The following is an 18,109-nucleotide window of genomic DNA, read 5'->3' as shown; positions in this document are numbered from 1 at the left end:
CTTGAGTAAAGCGGTGAAGGAATGACAACATTTAGAGAACTAGGCATTACATCTACATATAGTGAAAAATTAGCAGATCAAGGCATTAAGAATCCAACGAAGATCCAAGCACAAGCCATCCCTTTGTTGATGGAAGGCCGGGATATTATCGGAAGAGCGAAAACTGGGTCGGGAAAAACGATTGCCTTTTTGCTACCGATGCTTGAAAGGCTTAACACGGATGCTGGTTCCGTTCAATCATTAATCATCACGCCAACGAGAGAGCTCGCATTGCAAATTACAATGGAATTGAAGAAGCTCGTTGAAGGAAAAGGGATCAATGTATTAGCTGTGTATGGCGGACAAGATATCAACCTTCAGCTAAAAGAGTTAGATCGAGTCGTCGATATCGTTGTCGGAACACCGGGCAGGATTTTGGATCATATGAGAAGAGAGACGATTGATTTATCTCAAGTATCGATGCTCGTATTGGATGAAGCCGATCAAATGCTACAAATTGGATTTTTGGATGAAGCGGAGGCCATTATAGAAGCGACGCCAAAATCGAGACAAACTGCACTCTTTTCAGCTACAATGCCAGATGAAATCCTTTCACTTACTAACCGCTATTTAAAGGATGCGCATCAAATCATGGTGCAAGCCGAAGACATCGTAGTCCGCGAAATAGAGGAATATGTCATTGAGACAACTGATCGGAAAAAGCAAAACACCCTTTTGAAGACAGTCAAAGACGAGGAACCTTTCCTTGGGATCATTTTCTGTAGAACAAAACGTCGTGTGAGCAAGTTGAATTTGGCGATGCAGGAGAAGGGTTTTTTGACTGATGAATTGCATGGAGGTTTATCACAAGCGAAACGTGAGGATGTAATGGCAAGGTTCAGGGACGGTCACATTCACTTACTCGTTGCGACAGACGTGGCAGCGCGAGGATTGGATGTCGAAGGTGTTACACACATCTTCAACTACGATGTTCCTTTGGATCCCGATAGCTACACTCACCGAATCGGACGAACCGGTCGAGCAGGGGAAAGCGGAGTGGCGCTCACATTTATCGCACCGAAGGATTACGCAACGTTTGATATGATCGAAAGAAACCTCAATCGAGACATCCCTAGAAAGACAATACGAATCTAATAAGGAGAATCCGCGGAAACGCGGATTTTTTCGTTGTGAGGAGGTGGTGTGGGTAGTGGGTCTATTTTACTAAAATGTCGAGATTATGCTGGGAAATGTCGAGATTAATCTGAGAAATGTCGAGATTAATCTGGGAAATGTCGAGATTAATCCGGGAAATGTCAAGATGATCTAATCAAATGTCGAGATAATCTCGTGAAATGTCGAGATTATTGATTAAGATTTCAATGTATGAGGTTAAGAAGGCTTTAGATCTCTTATGAAGAATAAATATATCATTATGTTTAAGGAGGAATGCGTATTTGTCCCTAAAATATTGTTTGAAGCCTCAAGAAATTGAAAATTTAGAAGCATTATTAAGGAGAATTCCACCAAACCATCCATCTTGGACCAAAGTAGTAAACAGATATGCTAAAAAAAACGCTGGCTTTCAAGGTGAAAAATCCCTTGAGTATTACTTCAGCTTCCTCGATCCAAAAGAGTACCTCATCATCCATAATATTCGCCTACCTTACCAATCCAATTACTTTCAAATCGACTTCTTCGTCATACATGCTAAATTCATTTTGATTTTAGAAGTGAAAAACATTTCTGGAACACTCATATTTGATCCAGAAAACGCTCAACTTATTCGTCAGATTGAAGATAGAGAAGAAATTTTCAAGGATCCAATTGAACAGGCTGAGCACCAGGCTTTTCAATTTAGGAAATGGCTTGTGCAGCATAAATTTAGTCAAATTCCAGTCAAATCAATTGTTGTTATCGCTAATGATAGGACGAAAATTACATCAAAAGGATCACCATCTATAATTGGAATGGTCTTTAGAAATACTAAAATTTTAAAAGTGATAAATGAGCAAACTTGTTCCTATAAGCAGGATGTGCTATCAAAAAAAGATTTAAAAAGACTGAAAAGGCAATTAAACAAAGAAAACACACCAACCAATCCTGATTTAATAAACATCTATAAAATTAAAAAAGAAGATATTATGACAGGTGTATGTTGCCCGTATTGTTCATCAATACCTATGACAAGAATATATGGGAAGTGGATTTGCTCCAATTGTGACTTGTTCTCAGATGATGCTCATTTAAAAGCACTCCAAGATTATTCTGTTCTCATCAATCCTTTCATCACTAACACAGAATTCAAAAATTTCCTCCATCTAAAAACTTCTCGTACTGCCCACAGAATGATCGAAACCTTAAATCTTAAACCCACCGGAACAACAAGAAATCGTGTTTACGATTTAAATTCACTTTTTAAAAAGTGAATATCCGTTTCCGTTTTCTTCCGTTACAACCAAGTGTTTCACGGGTTGCTTTTTGTGTTTCATGTAAACATTAAGAAGGCATAAAACCTTCGATAAAGGAGATCTTTGCATGAAAAAACAGGTTGTAACTTTAAGTCTTACTGCACTTATGTCAGTGGGTTTATTGGCAGGGTGTAATACTCCGGAAAATAAATCAGAAGAAGGTATGCAACTTAAAACGGTGAATGACGATCGATATGGTAAAAATGGTACTCAAATTCGGACGAACAATGACACACGTTATCGACCAATTTGGGGCGGAGGCCAGTATCAATATCGTCTAGAAGTACCGTTTAATGGGGAAAACGGTCAGCAGTTCCGTCAACAATACGGTGGAGGTATGCCTGCAGATCGTGGCAATAATCAACAAGCTGCGCCTCAACAAAACGAAACACAGCCGAATCAACCTAGCGCAGATGGTAAGTCGATGAATCAAATTGAGCTTGAAGTTATAGATTTGACCAATAAGGAAAGAGCAAAGAATGGGCTTCCTAAATTAAAGGCGAATACGAAGCTTGCAGAAGTCGCCCAAGCGAAATCCGATGATATGTTGGAGAATGGCTATTTTTCACATAACTCGCCAAACTATGGTTCACCATTCCAAATGATGCAGGAATTCGGCGTGTCTTATCAATCAGCAGCTGAAAATATTGCAGCCGGACAGCAATCTGCTGAAAAGGTTGTACAAGACTGGATGAACAGTCCAGGGCACAGACGAAATATCATGAACGGTGAGCTTACGCACATCGGAATTGGATATTCAACAGGTGGAAGCCAAGGCACCTACTGGACTCAAATGTTCATCGAAAAGTAACAATAGTGAAGAGACTGGAGCACAATGCTTCCAGTCTCTTCTTTTAGGGAAATGTCAGTACTGTCTAAAAAGCCATGGGAGAGTAGGGATAAAAATTGGTGTCAGACACTTACCTCAGTAACCTGTTGAATATTCATACTTTTTCATCTATTGTTAGTTGTATCCATATAGAGAGTGGAGGGTTACATATGGTTCAACTTAGAAAGATCGAGAAGGATTTGAACGATTTATTTAAAATTAGCGAGCTCGAGCAGGATCCAGCTTTTGGCAGGTTCATACCGAGGGTGTATGATCCAATTGAGTTTGATTGGAAGTCTACTTTCGAGAAGGATTTCACGTCTCGCTTCAACGGGTTAATGATTCGTGGTAATGATGAGGTTAGGACCGTTTATATGGCTGTCTTTCCGACGGATCAAGTTCTAGAATCTTTCATTGATAACGCGAATGAAGGAGATCTCCTATTCATGCATCATCCTCTTTTGATGGAGTGTGGTGACCCAAGAGGTGAATCTGGTCGTGGATTTGTCCCAATCAAAGAGCACTATCTACAGGAAATCAAAGAAAAGAGGCTTTCCATTCATACATGCCACGTGCCAATGGATTATCATAAAGAAATCGGTACAAATATGGCAATCGCAGAAGCACTTAATGCAACAGTGATTGAACGTTTCCTACCATACAATAATACTGGACACGTCGGGTTGATTTGTGAAATACCAACCACCAACACAGAAAATCTCGCCGATCATCTAAAAGAAACCTTCGACATCCCTTACATCGATTTTGAAGGGGTTCAACAGAAAGAGATAAAAACAGTTGCAATTGTTGCTGGCTGTGGGGATTCAGTTGAAGATATGAAAGATGCAGAAGTACGTGGAGCTCAAGCCTACATAACAGGGGAAATCCACTGCCATATCGACAATGAATATGGACGGAAGAAATACAAAGAAATGATGCAATATGTACCAGACACAAATATGTCCTTAATGGGTGTTTCCCACTCTGCATCAGAATATCTCGTTATGAAAACGCAAATGAGTAAATGGTTTCAAGAACAATATCCTCAACTGAATATAGAGCTCATACCTCAGCATAGATGGTGGCTATGAATAAAAAGGTGCATCCCCATGGATGTACCTTTTTATATTTTAGAAGTGGAACGCAAGGAGTGAGAAGTGGAACGCAAGGAGTGTGAAGTGGAACGCAAGAAGTGAGAAGTGGAACGCAAGAAGTGAGAAGTGGAACGCAAGAAGTGAGAAGTGGAACGCAAGAAGTGAGAAGTGGAACGCAAGGAGTGAGAAGTGGAACGCAAGGAGTGAGAAGTGGAACGCAAGGAGTGAGAAGTGGAACACAAGGAGTGAGAAGTGGAACGAATGCGAAGAGGTTGAGTCTTTCAGCAGGTATTTACAGTTAAATACAGAAAGAATAATCAAACAAAATAGAAAGGAACGATTTTTTGACACAAAAAATCTACTTTAAAAATGTATATCTTGAAAGTCTGGAAGCGCTTATGAGAAGAATTACGCCTGATCATCCTGCAAGGCCAATTGCTGAAGGGTGGCTTGAAACTAGCAGGTCTGGTGAGTGGGGAGAGAGGAGTTTAGACTACTATTTAAGCTTCCTTGGAGACAATAAATATTTGATCTTTGATGGGACACGATTGAGTAGTGGTAAGTATTTCTTTCAAATGGATACGCTTTTAGTCCATCCAACTTTTTTCATCCTTATGGAAGTGAAGAATTTGGCGGGATCGCTCCTATTTGATACCGATCAAAATCAGCTCATACAACAAATTGCTGATAAAGAAGTGATTCATAAAGACCCGATTCAGCAGGTTGAGCATCAACATTTTCAACTGATCCAGTGGCTGAGAAGTAAAGGGTTTTCAGATCAAATTCCGATCAATTCATTTGTTGTTGTAGCAAATAACAAAGCCAAGATCATACCGAATAATAATGAAGAACTACTCCGTAAAAAGGTTATTCGCAATACAAAAATCCTCGATACAATTAATGACCTCCACGCAACATACAAACAGGAATGGTTCTCTGCAAAAGAGCTAATCAATCTCAAGAGAAAAATCATTCAGTTCCACACTCCATACCACCCCGACATTCTATCCAAACTAAACATCCCAAAAGAAAAACTGACTTCAGGAGTTCAATGCCCTAAATGCTTAGCAATCCCTATGCAAAGAGCTCGTTCAAAATGGATTTGTCCTCAATGTAAAACCATTTCTCCACAGGCACATCTCGATGCACTTCGAGACTACTTCCTTTTATGTGGTAAGAGCATTTCCAATCAACAGCTTAGATCTTTTCTTCAAATCCCCTCTAGGACAACATCATACCGATTCTTATCTTCACTAAACCTAAAACACATGGGGACCGGCAAAAACCGCTCTTACATTCTTAGTTCACTCTGGCCAAAGTACAGGTCATAAAGCTAACCGGATTCTAGTAATCGTTTACCTATAATGAACATGTCCCTTAGTATTTTATATAAAAAAATGCTGAACCAGGTTTGGTCCAGCACTTTTCTCCATATATTAATGGTTCACAATGTTTACATTGGCTTTGTCGTATACGGCGAGTCGGTTGATCAGCTTATGGCTGTCAGGGTTCAAGCCGATGATTTTAACGGGTGTTCCGTTTTGCTTGTATTTCAGTACGATTTTATCGACTGCACCGACAGCTGAATCGTCCCAGCAATGTGCATGAGTGAAGTCGATGATCACTGTATCTACGTTGTCTTTAAAATCAAACTTTGAAACGAATTCTGTAACGGATGCGAAGAATAGCTGTCCGCGTACTTGATACGTTTTTGCGTTCGTTTTATCCTCAATCATCGTATCTACATGAACCTTCGAAATTTTTGCAGCAAAGAAGATTGCACTTAGAATGACACCGGCAATAACGCCTTTGGATAGATCGTGTGTAAATACTACAGTCACAACGGTCACGATCATTACAGCTGCGTCAGTCTTAGGCATGACATGGAGTTTCGTTAATGAAGACCAATCGAATGTTCCGATCGATACCATAATCATTACGCCGACAAGTGCTGCCATTGGAATTTGAACAAGGACGTTGTTGAATACGAGAATGAGTAGCATCAAAACAACACCGGCGACTAAGGTCGATAGTCGACCACGGCCACCAGATTTTACGTTGATAACAGATTGTCCAATCATTGCACAACCAGCCATTCCTCCGAAAAATCCAGCAACGATGTTTGCAGCACCTTGACCTTTCGCTTCACGGTTCTTATCACTTTCCGTATCTGTCATATCATCTACGATTTGAGCAGTGAGAAGTGATTCAAGCAAACCGACAATCGCTAATGCAAAAGAGTATGGGAAAATGATTTGCAATGTCTCGAAGTTCAATGGAATTTCTGGAATTAAGAACAATGGTAATGCTTGTGTTAACTCTCCCATATCCCCAACAGTTCTTACACCTACTCCTGACGTAACCGCAATGATCGTCATTACGATGATTGCAATTAATGGAGAAGGAACGGCTTTTGTAAACCTCGGTAAAATATATATGATTGCTAATGCTCCGGCTACCATCGCATACATAATCCAAGTTTCACCTATGAAATGTGGTAGTTGAGCCATAAAGATCAAAATAGCTAGTGCGTTAACGAATCCGACCATGACGGACTTAGGGATGAATTTCATTACTTTACCCAGCTTTAAGACACCCATTAATAATTGAATGACACCCGTCAAGACTGTAGCGGCTAATAGATATTGAAGACCGTGATCAGCGACAAGTGTTGTCATTAATAGGGCCATCGCTCCGGTTGCAGCAGAAATCATACCTGGACGTCCACCGACAAAGGCAATCACAACCGCGATACAAAACGATGCATATAGACCGACCATCGGATCGACCCCAGCAATGATTGAAAAGGCAATGGCTTCAGGAATTAAGGCTAGAGCAACGACGATACCTGCTAAGATATCTCCTCTAATGTTGCCAAACCATTCTTGTTGTAATTTTTGTACGTTCAAAAGTGTATTGCACCTCTCTCTTTCTTTTTTATTTATTTAAAACAAGCGCTTCTGTAATCCGTTACGTGGCGGCTTACATTCGCATTTCAAAAAAACAGACTTTCAACTCTCATGAAAGTCGGGGCCGTTGTGAACATATCGGATTATAACATCGTTTGCGTAGGAAAGATAGTCCTAAGAAAGCGTAAACTTTCTTTGATTTCTTCCATTATCGACGAAATACTCACTCAGAGGGTGCAACTTGATGAATTTACTTTTAGGAGAAATATGGGATATCGTTAGGCAATTGTAAATTTATTAAAAAAGTGAGAAAATTAAAATAGATAAGCTGTGTTTGTAGCTGTGAGGAGGATGACAATGTTTACACAAATACTTCTAGCATCAGATGGATCAGATCATGCAATAAGAGCTGCCGAAAAAGTAAGTATGATCGTTAATGGTAATGAATCCGCTAAGGTGACAGTATTATATGTTATTGATGGGGCCACATCAAAATCGGACGTCCTTTCTCAAGGCAGTAAAGAGGGAATAGAGGAGAAACGTAAACAACGCCTTCATCATACAGAGGCAATTTTACAAGAGCAGGGGATCACTTATGACATTAAAGTTTTAAGAGGAGAACCTGGGCCTACAATTGTTCAATACGCGAATGAAAACCCCTATGATCTCGTTGTAATTGGTAGTCGAGGATTGAATACATTTCAAGAAATGGTATTAGGTAGCGTAAGCCATAAGGTTGCAAAGCGTGTCCAATGCCCAGTCATGATCGTCAAATAACTGTCACACTTTACGTGCCATTTGTTGGCATGTAGATGACGCAACCCAAACAATTTCGTTTCTTTTGGCGAATCGTTTTAATTAAGATGAAACCAAAGTCTTAATCAATAGCTTTAGAGCTTACAAATAAAACGATAGAGGGGAATGGCTATGCATCCCACAACGCAACAATTAACAGATCAAGTATCGATCCAGTCTAACCAGTTAATTCAGAAGCCCGAATCGTATACTTTGATTGGCAAGGGACGAAGTGCATTCGTTTTTAAAGATGAACAGACAGGTTATGCGATTAAAATCTTCTTTACAGAGTTTGAGCATCTTGCTAAGCAAGAAGCGGATATATATACGAAGTTAGAAGGCTCACCGTACTATCCAGAGGTATATGAAGTCGGCCATAACTATATTGTAATGGAGTATATTGAAGGTCATACGTTCTATGACTGCTTGCACAAAGGGATTCGCATCACGAAAGAGATGATAGATGAAGTGGATAAGGCGTTGGCTTATGCTCGATCGAAAGGATTGAATCCGTCAGATATTCACCTTCAAAATTTGATTCTCACGCATGAAGGAACGATCAAAGTCATCGATGTTGTCAGGTTTAAGCAAGTTAAAGCTTGCACACAATGGGATGACTTAAAGTTTGCCCATGAGCGTTTTTATGAGAGAAAATATTTCATGAAGAAGGTTCCGAGAACCATCATTGAACTTGTGAAATTGTACTATAAAAAAATCGTCCTCCCATTTAGGACGCTGAGATCGAACAAATGACGTCAGAGAAGAACTGACGTCATTTTATATTTCAACTATAAATCCGGTGAATGCTGCGATTGCTCCAAGGAAAACTGAAGTGACGATATAAAGGATAGCTTGTGTGTACTTTTCGCTTTGGAGCATTTTGAGCGCTTCCACACTAAAGGTTGAAAACGTCGTAAAAGCTCCGCAAAAGCCAATTCCGAAAAACAACCAGATCCATTCTGTGAGTGAATCAGTTGTGTATAAGCTTGCAAGTATTCCTAACAGAAAGGAGCCTGCAATATTGACGACCCAAGTCCCATTCATCCAGCTGTTAGGGCTTTTATTATGTAAAAATTGTCCGATTAAATACCGCGCTGCTGCCCCTAGTGAGCCTCCTAATCCAATCAAGATCATCATTGGAGATCACCTACTTTAGGCTTTAATCCGATTTTATAACCGAAGAACGCTAGAGCAATGCCGACTAAGACGCTGATTACCACATAAGAACCTGCAATTAGGAAAAGTCCGTTTTGCATGAGGTGAACCGTTTCTACTGAAAAGGTTGAAAAGGTTGTGAAAGAGCCTGTAAAGCCAGTTCCAATAAGCAGGATCAACTGGGTATGTAAAAATTTCTGCAACAAAAAGGCAGTAAACCAACCGAGAAACAAGCAGCCTAAGAGGTTCACAGTTAATGTACCTATTGGAAATCCTGATGAAGTTGGGATCCATTCTCCGAGTAGAAATCTGAAAATAGATCCAAAAAAACCTCCGATTACAACCATTAGCAGGTTCAAAACTTACACACCTCTTTACAGATTTATGTTTAATGTATCATATTTCGGGTCCTTTCAATACTTTTCACTTGTGTATATAAGTATATGCTTATATAATGATAATCGATAAGGGGGTGAGTTGATGAAAGAAACGGCTTTAAATATGACAGAAGTGTCCCAAACTGTGAAGCTTCTTGGAGATAAAACGAGGCTAACGATTATGGGATTATTAAATGTGAGAGAGTGTTGTGTCTGTGAGTTTGTTGAAATCATCCAGATGAGCCAGCCTTCGATTAGTCAGCACTTGCGCAAACTAAGAGATGCAAGACTCGTTAAGGAAACTCGAAAGGGTCAATGGATTTATTATTCCATTAATCAAGAATATGAAGGGTATCCGTTGGTAAAAGATATATTGAACTATGTTCCTGACTCTGAAAAACAGCTAGAGGATCTCGAGAAAGCTGGATTGAGTATAAGCTGTACGTAATAGCTAGGGGTTGAACTACTGGAGGTTAACGTTTTGTTATCAGTATTTTTATCAGTCATTATATTTGTCATTACATTAGTCCTTGTCATCTGGCAACCTAAAGGTTTAGGAATTGGATGGTCAGCTTGTGGGGGCGCAATTGTAGCATTACTTGTAGGTGTCGTTAATTTAGGTGATGTCGTTGCTGTCACGGATATCGTTTGGAACGCGACACTTGCTTTCATCGCAATCATCATCATTTCACTTATATTAGACGAGATTGGGTTCTTTGAGTGGTCTGCTTTACATATGGCACGGATTGCAAAAGGTAACGGCGTGAAGATGTTCATTTACGTAACGATCTTAGGTGCAATTGTCGCGGCATTTTTCGCGAATGACGGTGCTGCGTTGATTTTGACACCGATCGTCCTTGCGATGGTACGGGCACTCAACTTTAAAGAGCGCATGATATTCCCGTTCATTATGGCGAGTGGATTTATCGCGGATACAACATCCTTACCGCTCGTTGTCAGTAATCTTGTGAACATCGTTTCCGCAGATGTGTTTGATATTGGATTTGTTGAGTATGCATCACGGATGGTTGTTCCGAACTTGTTCTCAATTGTTGCGAGTATTGCGGTCTTGTGGTTATTTTTCCGAAAAGATATACCGAAAGACTACGAAGTAGATCAGTTAAAGAAGCCGGTTGAAGCTATTCGAGATGATAAGATGTTCCGATTATCTTGGCTTGTACTTACGGTATTGTTGAGCGGATATTTTGCGAGTGAATTTTTCGGTATTCCGGTTTCGATTATTGCCGGTATTGTCGCGATTTTCTTCTTATTCATGGCTCGTAAAAGCTCAGCAGTTGAAACAAAGAAGGTGATAAAGGGTGCACCTTGGGCAATCGTGTTCTTCTCCATCGGAATGTACGTTGTCGTTTATGGTTTGCGAAATGAAGGGTTAACGGATGTATTGGCTGTCGTAATTGAAGCAGCAGCTGATCAAGGTTTATTCGTGGCGACGATTTCAATGGGCTTCATTGCGGCAATCTTGTCGTCGATTATGAACAATATGCCGACCGTTATGATTGATGCACTAGCGATTCAAGATACGGCGACGAGCGGTACAATCCGTGAAGCATTGATTTATGCGAATGTGATTGGATCAGACTTAGGTCCGAAAATTACACCGATTGGGTCCCTTGCAACGTTACTTTGGCTTCACGTTCTATCGTTAAAAGGTGTTAAAATATCATGGGGATACTATTTTAAAATCGGAATTATCCTGACCGTTCCAACACTATTTATCACATTAACCGGCCTATATATTTGGCTTTCGATTATTTCATAAAAATATAACTTGAAGGAGTTTTTACAATGTCTAAACCGATTATTTACTTTTTGTGCACAGGGAATTCTTGCCGCAGTCAGATGGCAGAAGGATTTGGAAAGAAATACTTAGGAGATCGTTATGACGTCTATTCTGCAGGAATCGAAGCACATGGACTGAACCCGAATGCGGTAAAAGCAATGAACGAAGTTGAAATTGATATTACAGACCAAACTTCAGATATCATTGATCGTGAAATTTTGAATAAAGCGGATCTTGTCGTTACACTTTGTGGAGATGCAGCTGACAAATGTCCGACAACACCTTCCCATGTAAAAAATGACCACTGGGGTTTTGATGATCCTGCGAAAGCGGAAGGAACAGAAGAGGAAAAATGGGCATTCTTCCAGCGCGTTCGTAATGAAATCGAAGAACGAATTCAAAAGTTTGCAAAAGAAGGCAAGTAAACGAGAAAAGGAGAGGATTTCATGATTAACCGAATGCATGTTGCTGTAAACTGCAGTGATTTGGAGAAGTCGTTGGCATTTTATAAAAGTTTCTTCGGTGAAGGTCCGACTAAGGTGAAGGAGAATTATGCTAAATTCGAGCTCGATTCACCAGCTCTACATTTCTCACTGAACGAACGTGATTTCAACAAAGACGGTGTGTTGAATCACTTAGGATTCCAAGTGGACAATACTGAAGATGTCCTGAAAATGGGTGAGCGCCTTCGTGAATCGGGATTATTATTAATAGATGAGATGGATACGACTTGTTGTTACGCTGTGCAAGATAAAGTGTGGGTGTATGATCCTGACGGGAATGCGTGGGAAATTTTCTACACGAAAGAGGATTCAGAATTTGAGTCTGCTGGAGATGCTCGGGATATGTCCCTATGTTGTGCACCTCCAAAGCCTCAAGCGATTAATATAGAATTAACATCTCCTAAGAAATAGGTCGATTATCGTTGAGGATTGCTCGCGAATACACTACACTGAGAGAGTCTACCAAAGATAGAGTGAGGGGGAAGATCATTGCAAATTACAGATAAAGCGAAACAAGCGATTGAAGGGATCCTTCATCAGCACGATGCAAAAGGAATCCGTATTTATTTTGCAGGTATGGGCTGAGGTGGTCCCAAATTGGGAATGGCTCTGGATGAGCCACAAGAAACGGACAAAGTAGAAGAATTGAACGGCATCCGTGTATCATTTGATGAACGTATCGTTACACATACACAGGATCTTATAGTAGACTTCCAACAAACCGACGAAGGCGCAGGACTCGTTTTCCTCGGTCAAGAAGACTGCTGCTAAAAGAAAGAACGAGAAGAGCTGACCCAAAAGATATCATCTGTCATTGGGGCAGCTCTTTTTTAATGGTATCGATAAATCATTGATTACCATATTGTGTTAAAATGTATGGCGGTGAGGGGGTTGCAAATGAACAAAAATTATCGGAAAGTGATGCTCATTTCTGTCATCATAATCGCATTTATCGTTGTTCTTTACATAAAAGCTACAGATGATAAACCTGCAGTTGCGGGTAGTTGGAATGAGGTTAGAGAGCATTGGTATGAAACAACACCGGGCTTAAAACGAGCGGAAGAACTAGGGTTGACGAGAGATTTTGATGAGAAGGTTGACATTCCTAATTCTGATTCTGAGCTTAAAATAAGTAAAGTGTGGTATAACTCAGAGCACGTTTATATCTTTTTTGGGGTTAAAGGAAAGATGGATCAACAACTGCCAAAAATGGAGTTCAGGTTAGATGTACCTGAATCATTGAATGAAAAAGCGGGATTTACAAGTTACGCCGATCATGTTGACGATGGCATGATGCATAATGGATGGTTCTACAATCGAGTTGTTGCTGAGCCGATTATGAAAGAGGGGGTTACACTAGAACGAGTACGAGAGATGGTACTGAAAGAAGTCGAGATCGTGAGAGGTTCAAAGATTCTCCGAATAAAAAACCCGATAAAATTAGATGTGCTATACAAAAAGACTGATGAGCGCACTAGAATTGTACAAGTAAATGAAGATTTCAAAGTTAATAATGGTAATGTGCAGCTTAAGAAAATGGTTTTGGGTACGTCAAAAATCATGACTCATTGGGCTTTTTCTGGGCTGAAAGATCAATTAAAAACGATACATGGAACCGTGCAAATTGGGGGCGAGAATCTCTCGCTTTCAGAAATTGAATTTACTGATGCAAACATTTTTCAAATGAAGTCTTCACCAGCGAATTCAGAGCCAAATGAAATTGTAGTTAACGTCGACAGCGTGGAGCTGATTGGTGATGAACAATTCACTTTCACAATAGATACAAAAGAGTACACGGAGGACACAGAACCCTTTGAAAAGAGAGTGAACAAACGAATTGCAAAGATCAAAAATACGGACATTTACTTGGACAAAATCATCTTAAAGAAAGATCGTTTTTACATCAGTATTCAATATGATTCGAACAACGAAGATGAACATCTGATTAGTGCAAGACCCTATCTAAAAAGTGAAGACTTGAGAATGAAACAGAACCAAGACCCTTACGACAAGCTTAGAAGTCATATCACTGAAATCAGTAATGAAAAAGGTGAAATTCTGAAGGATCATATGGGTGTTGGAACAGGTCCAGAAAACCAATTCAATATGAGTATCCCGAAAGCGTTCATCGATCAATCCGAACATCTGCAAATCTCTGTTGATAAGCTCATGTACGTAAAAACACTAAACCGTAAAGTGAACATAGAGATCCCATAAAGTGCAAATACCGTTTTGTCTGCTAAAGAATAGGGAGAAATGAAGCGATACTCTATTTCCTATTGGTATGGTATATCCAAAATCAAAAACAAAAGAAAGCGGCATAATTGTCGCTTTTTTTGTTAAAAAGATTTACAAAAAGTGGATGATAGTGTTACGATTATTTCAGAATATTCGCAAACGTTTGCGAAAAGCATGTAAAGGTGTGGAAACGAATGAAGCCCTCCATAAAAAATATCGCAGAACTCTGTAAGCTAAATCCTAGTACGGTCTCTAGGGCATTAAACAACAAATATGGTGTTAAGCCAGAAACGAGAAAAAGTGTAATGGAGGCTGCTGTAGAGCTCGGTTATGTCCCCAACCTAGCAGCAAGGGAACTGGTTTATAAGAAAGGTAACCTTGTTTGCATTATTATTCCAGAAAGTGATGCTGAAGCTCAGCCTGCTTTTTTTGCCATGCTTCCATATATGAATAGAATCTTAAGGACTCATGGTATGGAAACGATGATTTATGCTTTTGATCCTTATCGGTATCGCCAGGGTGAATTAATGGAGCTAGTGCAGAAAAGAAATCTCAGAGGTTGTATTGTATTGCCTGGATTTATGAAGCATCATAATATTTTTAATGACATAAGGACCATCACAACACCTTGCGTAGTTTTAGAAGTATCAGTGAATTCAGAGATGTGCTCAAGCATTCATACTGATGAAGTGTATGGGGCATATATAGCTACTCAACACATAATCGATTTTGGACATACGAGAATAGGTTTTATAAATGGTCCTAGTAATGTGCAAATTTGTGAGGAAAGAATGAGTGGTTATAAAAAGGCAATTGAAAATGCAAAGTTGATCTTGAAAGACGAGGATGTCGTATATAGCGATTTCACCGGTAAAGGCGGAGGAGAAGCTATTATCACTTTACTTAAACAATCTCCTGATCTTACAGCTGTTTTCATTGCAAATGACCTCATGGCTATGGGAGCTATCTCTAAACTATCTGAAGAAGGTTACCATATTCCAGGTGATATATCAGTAGTCGGATTTGATGGTCTATTTGTCAGTCAGTATTACAATCCACCGTTAACTACGATCAAAAATGATGATTATACCATAGCAATACAGGCAGCAAAGTCATTAATGGGGATTATTGAACAGAATACAGTAGCTGAAATTCGGATAAAGCCTGAACTCATTTATGGAAAATCTGTTAAACGATTAACTACATAACAGGGGGATATTAATGTGTCTATAGGGAATTATTTCAGAAAGTTGAAATCAATCGTTTTTGGAGTTGTTGTCATTAGTTTCTTGCCTAGTTTATTGTATGGGTTTGACCAAACAATAAACTTAAGGACCTATTCTTTAAATGGGAAGTCCTATAATATCTTCCCGGATATTTTTGATAAGTACTTTTACTCAATGACCATTTTTTTCGGTGCAATACTAGTAGGTTTGTTCCTTGCAGTTCTTTTCACATTTATCACATCTTTACTTCCATATTACTTTAAACGTTTTGTTTATGGCCTGCTTACCCTTTTTGAATCTTTGCCAGATCTCTTCATCGTCATTTCCCTACAGTTATTAATCGTTTACATATTCCAGAAGACAGGTTGGCTGATCAGTAACGTTACCGTCGTTTATGACGATAAGATATATCTGATTCCAATACTTGCTCTATCTGCACTTCCTACTATCCAGCTCTTTAAAATGACATTCCTTCTATTGAATGAAGAACGTAATAAACCTTATGTAGCTGTAGCCAGGTCAATGGGACTAGGAGAATACTTTATATTAATCCGCCATGTCTTCAGAAATGTATTATTCAATTTGTTCCTATACTTCAAAACGATATTTGTATTCATGTTATCCAATTTATTTATATTAGAATATGTATTCAACATCCACGGACTCATGAGAATAATGCTAAGTCCGAACACATTTGTATTCTTAATCAGTACAGTATTGATCACAATCCCATTTCTTTTTCTTTTTGAAGCGACTCAATCCTTTATCAGTAAATCGATTGGTGATCAGGAGGTGGATGCTGCATGACTTGGAATATACTTAAACAGCCCCAATTCATGATTGGTACTTTAATCATTCTGTCGCTACTAGGTCTCAGCTTTGGTTTTGATCAATTATTCAAGATGCCAGAACAAGTCAAATATCTTTATAAAAATGGTAGTTTAGTAGGGGTAGCACCATTTACACCTTCTGAAGTACCTCCTTTTGGAACAGACAAGTTTGGCCGGAGCCTATTCCATATGATTATTAAAGGGGCAAAATACACCTTAGTAATTGCATTTGGAATAGCCTTGATTCGTGTATTTCTTGCTTTGATGTTAAGTATGGTATACCACCGCTTTTACAAAAAATTAAGTGCTTTCTTTAAAGATATCATAGAATCAACCATTTTCATTCCGAGTTCAATACTTGCATTTTTACTTCTAGCTCCTCTTACGGTCCATCAAGTCCAAGAGGGTAAAAGTATTGCAGAGATCCTGACAATTCAATGCATTATTTTAGTGCTAATTGGTGTGCCTCAGCTCATTTCTACATTTTCAAACGACATGATGAAAATTTCGGAAAAAGAATACATAGTGAGTACACACTCACTTGGAGCTAAGCCGATATACGTTTATTTCAAACACATCATTCCAGAAATGGCGACCCGTGTCCTATTAGTCATCACCCAACAGATTATCCAAGTTTTGATTCTTCTAGCTCATCTTGGCGTTTTGCTCATTTTCTTAGGAGGGAGAAGTACGTTTACAGTTGGTGACATCTTTAATGAACATGAGGTATTTACATCCCAGACTGGAGAATGGGCAGGTTTAATCGGACATAACTTCAATGAGATTATGTTGAAGCCACATGTGTTACTTATTCCATTAGCTTTCTTCTCATTGACGATCTTTGCATTGAACTTAGTCATAAATGGGATTCAGAATCATATCAAGCCTTTGATAAGAGGAGGGGGCAGGCGATGACCTTGTTGAACGTAAGTCATTTAGGTGTTTCATTTTATTCTAAAGGTAAAAAGGCGACGAAGGCGATCAATGACATTCATTTTACAGTGAATAAAGGTGAAACGGTTGCATTGATTGGAGAGTCTGGATCAGGAAAGAGTGTGACCTCACTAGCAATTATGGACTTATTACCAGAGAACGGTAGGGTGGATAGCGGTAAAGTTTTATTCAATGATCAGAACCTTCATGATTTGTCTAAAAAAGAAATCCAGAACATTAGAGGTAAACAAATATCGATGATTTTCCAAGACGCTATGGTGTCATTAAATCCGACTATAAAAATAGGGAAACAAATTGCAGATATATTGCGTTTCCATTCAATAGTAGAAAAGAGACAATTGACCCAAGAAGTATTAAGGCTGTTATCAATAGTAGGTTTCTTAAACCCACTAGATGTATATCATCAATATCCTGGCAAATTATCAGGCGGTATGAAACAAAGAGCGTTGATTGCAATGGCGATATCATGTAAGCCAGCACTGATTATTGCAGACGAACCTACTACTGCCCTTGATGTAACTATACAGAAACAAATCCTAGACTTATTAAATGAGTATAAGGAACAGACAAACACTTCCATCTTATTGATCACACATGATTTTGGAATAGTTGCGGAAAATGCAGATCGAGTTATAGTCATGTATAACGGAGAGATTGTGGAATCCGCAGATGTTTTCACACTCTTTAACAATCCGATACATTCGTATACAAAAGGATTGATGAACAGTATTCCGAAAATCAAAGAACCAAAAGCATTCCTGACAACAATCAGAGATAGTGAAATGGAAAACCAATATTATGGAGGCAGGCAGTTTGCTCCAAACCGTTTTATTTCACATGTAGAGTATGATCAGAGAGAAAGTAGACTAATTGAAGTGGATCCTGGACACTTTGTGCGTTTCTTCACAAATTAAGGGGCAATTTGAATTTATCCGACTGGAGTTGGTA

Annotated in this window: 21 protein-coding genes; 18 read left to right on the top strand and 3 right to left on the bottom strand. The window is 39.2% G+C overall.

Features of this window, described 5'->3' with window-relative positions; genetic code table 11:
• The first annotated feature begins 21 nt into the window (after positions 1-21).
• The 6 genes from L2716_RS12980 to L2716_RS12955 all read left to right on the top strand — a co-directional run bounded on the left by L2716_RS12980 (position 22) and on the right by L2716_RS12955 (position 5,704).
• A complete protein-coding gene (locus L2716_RS12980) occupies positions 22-1,134 on the top strand; it encodes a DEAD/DEAH box helicase (RefSeq protein WP_236336005.1) in 1,113 nt (370 codons plus the stop codon).
• Between the two features lie 320 nt (positions 1,135-1,454).
• A complete protein-coding gene (locus tag L2716_RS12975; protein WP_236335994.1) occupies positions 1,455-2,408 on the top strand; it encodes a nuclease-related domain-containing protein in 954 nt (317 codons plus the stop codon).
• 109 nt (positions 2,409-2,517) lie between these two features.
• On the top strand, positions 2,518-3,261 hold the full coding sequence (locus L2716_RS12970; protein WP_236335992.1) for a CAP domain-containing protein: 744 nt from the start codon (positions 2,518-2,520) through the stop codon (positions 3,259-3,261).
• A gap of 188 nt (positions 3,262-3,449) precedes the next feature.
• A complete protein-coding gene (locus L2716_RS12965) occupies positions 3,450-4,370 on the top strand; it encodes a Nif3-like dinuclear metal center hexameric protein (RefSeq protein WP_236335981.1) in 921 nt (306 codons plus the stop codon).
• Positions 4,371-4,471: 101 nt separating this feature from the next.
• Positions 4,472-4,675, top strand: a complete 204-nt coding sequence (locus L2716_RS12960; protein WP_236335965.1) for a hypothetical protein — start codon at positions 4,472-4,474, stop codon at positions 4,673-4,675.
• Between the two features lie 96 nt (positions 4,676-4,771).
• Positions 4,772-5,704 (top strand): nuclease-related domain-containing protein, encoded by a 933-nt coding sequence (locus L2716_RS12955; RefSeq protein ID WP_236335963.1) that lies wholly within the window; start codon positions 4,772-4,774, stop codon positions 5,702-5,704.
• Positions 5,705-5,809: 105 nt separating this feature from the next.
• Here L2716_RS12955 and L2716_RS12950 read toward each other — a convergent pair whose 3' ends face one another.
• On the bottom strand, positions 5,810-7,282 hold the full coding sequence (locus L2716_RS12950; protein ID WP_236335961.1) for a SulP family inorganic anion transporter: 1,473 nt from the start codon (positions 7,280-7,282) through the stop codon (positions 5,810-5,812).
• 357 nt (positions 7,283-7,639) lie between these two features.
• Here L2716_RS12950 and L2716_RS12945 point away from each other — a divergent pair, with 357 nt between their 5' ends.
• Complete coding sequence (locus tag L2716_RS12945) at positions 7,640-8,059, top strand: universal stress protein (RefSeq protein WP_236335953.1); 420 nt, start codon at positions 7,640-7,642, stop codon at positions 8,057-8,059.
• A 150-nt stretch (positions 8,060-8,209) separates the two neighbouring features.
• Positions 8,210-8,830, top strand: a complete 621-nt coding sequence (locus L2716_RS12940; RefSeq protein ID WP_236335950.1) for a protein kinase domain-containing protein — start codon at positions 8,210-8,212, stop codon at positions 8,828-8,830.
• A gap of 24 nt (positions 8,831-8,854) precedes the next feature.
• Here the strand turns inward: L2716_RS12940 and crcB (L2716_RS12935) are convergent, their stop codons facing one another.
• Positions 8,855-9,214 (bottom strand): fluoride efflux transporter CrcB, encoded by a 360-nt coding sequence (gene crcB / locus L2716_RS12935; protein ID WP_236335948.1) that lies wholly within the window; start codon positions 9,212-9,214, stop codon positions 8,855-8,857.
• The gene (crcB, locus tag L2716_RS12930; protein ID WP_236335946.1) at positions 9,211-9,591 is read right to left on the bottom strand and encodes a fluoride efflux transporter CrcB; all 381 of its coding nucleotides are present in this window, start codon (positions 9,589-9,591) and stop codon (positions 9,211-9,213) included. The genes crcB (L2716_RS12935) and crcB (L2716_RS12930) overlap by 4 nt, the downstream gene beginning before the upstream one ends.
• Before the next feature lie 121 nt (positions 9,592-9,712).
• Here crcB (L2716_RS12930) and L2716_RS12925 point away from each other — a divergent pair, with 121 nt between their 5' ends.
• The 10 genes from L2716_RS12925 (at position 9,713) to L2716_RS12880 (ending at position 18,075) form a co-directional block, all read left to right on the top strand.
• Positions 9,713-10,057: an ArsR/SmtB family transcription factor gene (locus L2716_RS12925; protein WP_236335943.1), complete on the top strand. Its 345-nt coding sequence runs from the start codon at positions 9,713-9,715 to the stop codon at positions 10,055-10,057.
• Positions 10,058-10,090: 33 nt separating this feature from the next.
• Positions 10,091-11,389 carry an arsenic transporter gene (locus tag L2716_RS12920; protein ID WP_236335933.1) on the top strand — a complete coding sequence of 433 codons (1,299 nt, stop codon included), beginning with the start codon at positions 10,091-10,093 and terminating at the stop codon, positions 11,387-11,389.
• A gap of 26 nt (positions 11,390-11,415) precedes the next feature.
• A complete protein-coding gene (arsC, locus tag L2716_RS12915) occupies positions 11,416-11,835 on the top strand; it encodes an arsenate reductase (thioredoxin) (RefSeq protein WP_236335924.1) in 420 nt (139 codons plus the stop codon).
• A 21-nt stretch (positions 11,836-11,856) separates the two neighbouring features.
• Complete coding sequence (locus L2716_RS12910; RefSeq protein WP_236335919.1) at positions 11,857-12,324, top strand: ArsI/CadI family heavy metal resistance metalloenzyme; 468 nt, start codon at positions 11,857-11,859, stop codon at positions 12,322-12,324.
• A gap of 78 nt (positions 12,325-12,402) precedes the next feature.
• Positions 12,403-12,684 (top strand): HesB/IscA family protein, encoded by a 282-nt coding sequence (locus L2716_RS18450; RefSeq protein WP_408005311.1) that lies wholly within the window; start codon positions 12,403-12,405, stop codon positions 12,682-12,684.
• Positions 12,685-12,810: 126 nt separating this feature from the next.
• Positions 12,811-14,130: a hypothetical protein gene (locus L2716_RS12900; protein WP_236335916.1), complete on the top strand. Its 1,320-nt coding sequence runs from the start codon at positions 12,811-12,813 to the stop codon at positions 14,128-14,130.
• Between the two features lie 215 nt (positions 14,131-14,345).
• Positions 14,346-15,359 carry a LacI family DNA-binding transcriptional regulator gene (locus L2716_RS12895; RefSeq protein ID WP_236335914.1) on the top strand — a complete coding sequence of 338 codons (1,014 nt, stop codon included), beginning with the start codon at positions 14,346-14,348 and terminating at the stop codon, positions 15,357-15,359.
• Positions 15,360-15,374: 15 nt separating this feature from the next.
• On the top strand, positions 15,375-16,184 hold the full coding sequence (locus L2716_RS12890; protein ID WP_236335912.1) for an ABC transporter permease subunit: 810 nt from the start codon (positions 15,375-15,377) through the stop codon (positions 16,182-16,184).
• The gene (locus L2716_RS12885; protein WP_236335910.1) at positions 16,181-17,122 is read left to right on the top strand and encodes an ABC transporter permease subunit; all 942 of its coding nucleotides are present in this window, start codon (positions 16,181-16,183) and stop codon (positions 17,120-17,122) included. Before L2716_RS12890 ends, L2716_RS12885 begins: the two co-directional genes overlap by 4 nt.
• Entirely contained in the window at positions 17,119-18,075 is a 957-nt protein-coding gene (locus L2716_RS12880) for an ABC transporter ATP-binding protein (RefSeq protein ID WP_236335907.1), read from the top strand. Before L2716_RS12885 ends, L2716_RS12880 begins: the two co-directional genes overlap by 4 nt.
• Positions 18,076-18,109 lie beyond the last annotated feature (34 nt).

This window comes from Pseudalkalibacillus berkeleyi (genome assembly GCF_021608225.1).
GTDB lineage: Bacteria > Bacillota > Bacilli > Bacillales > Fictibacillaceae > Pseudalkalibacillus > Pseudalkalibacillus berkeleyi.
The sequence above is the reverse complement of the archived record's forward strand: the minus strand, read 5'-3'. Positions and strand labels throughout refer to the sequence as shown.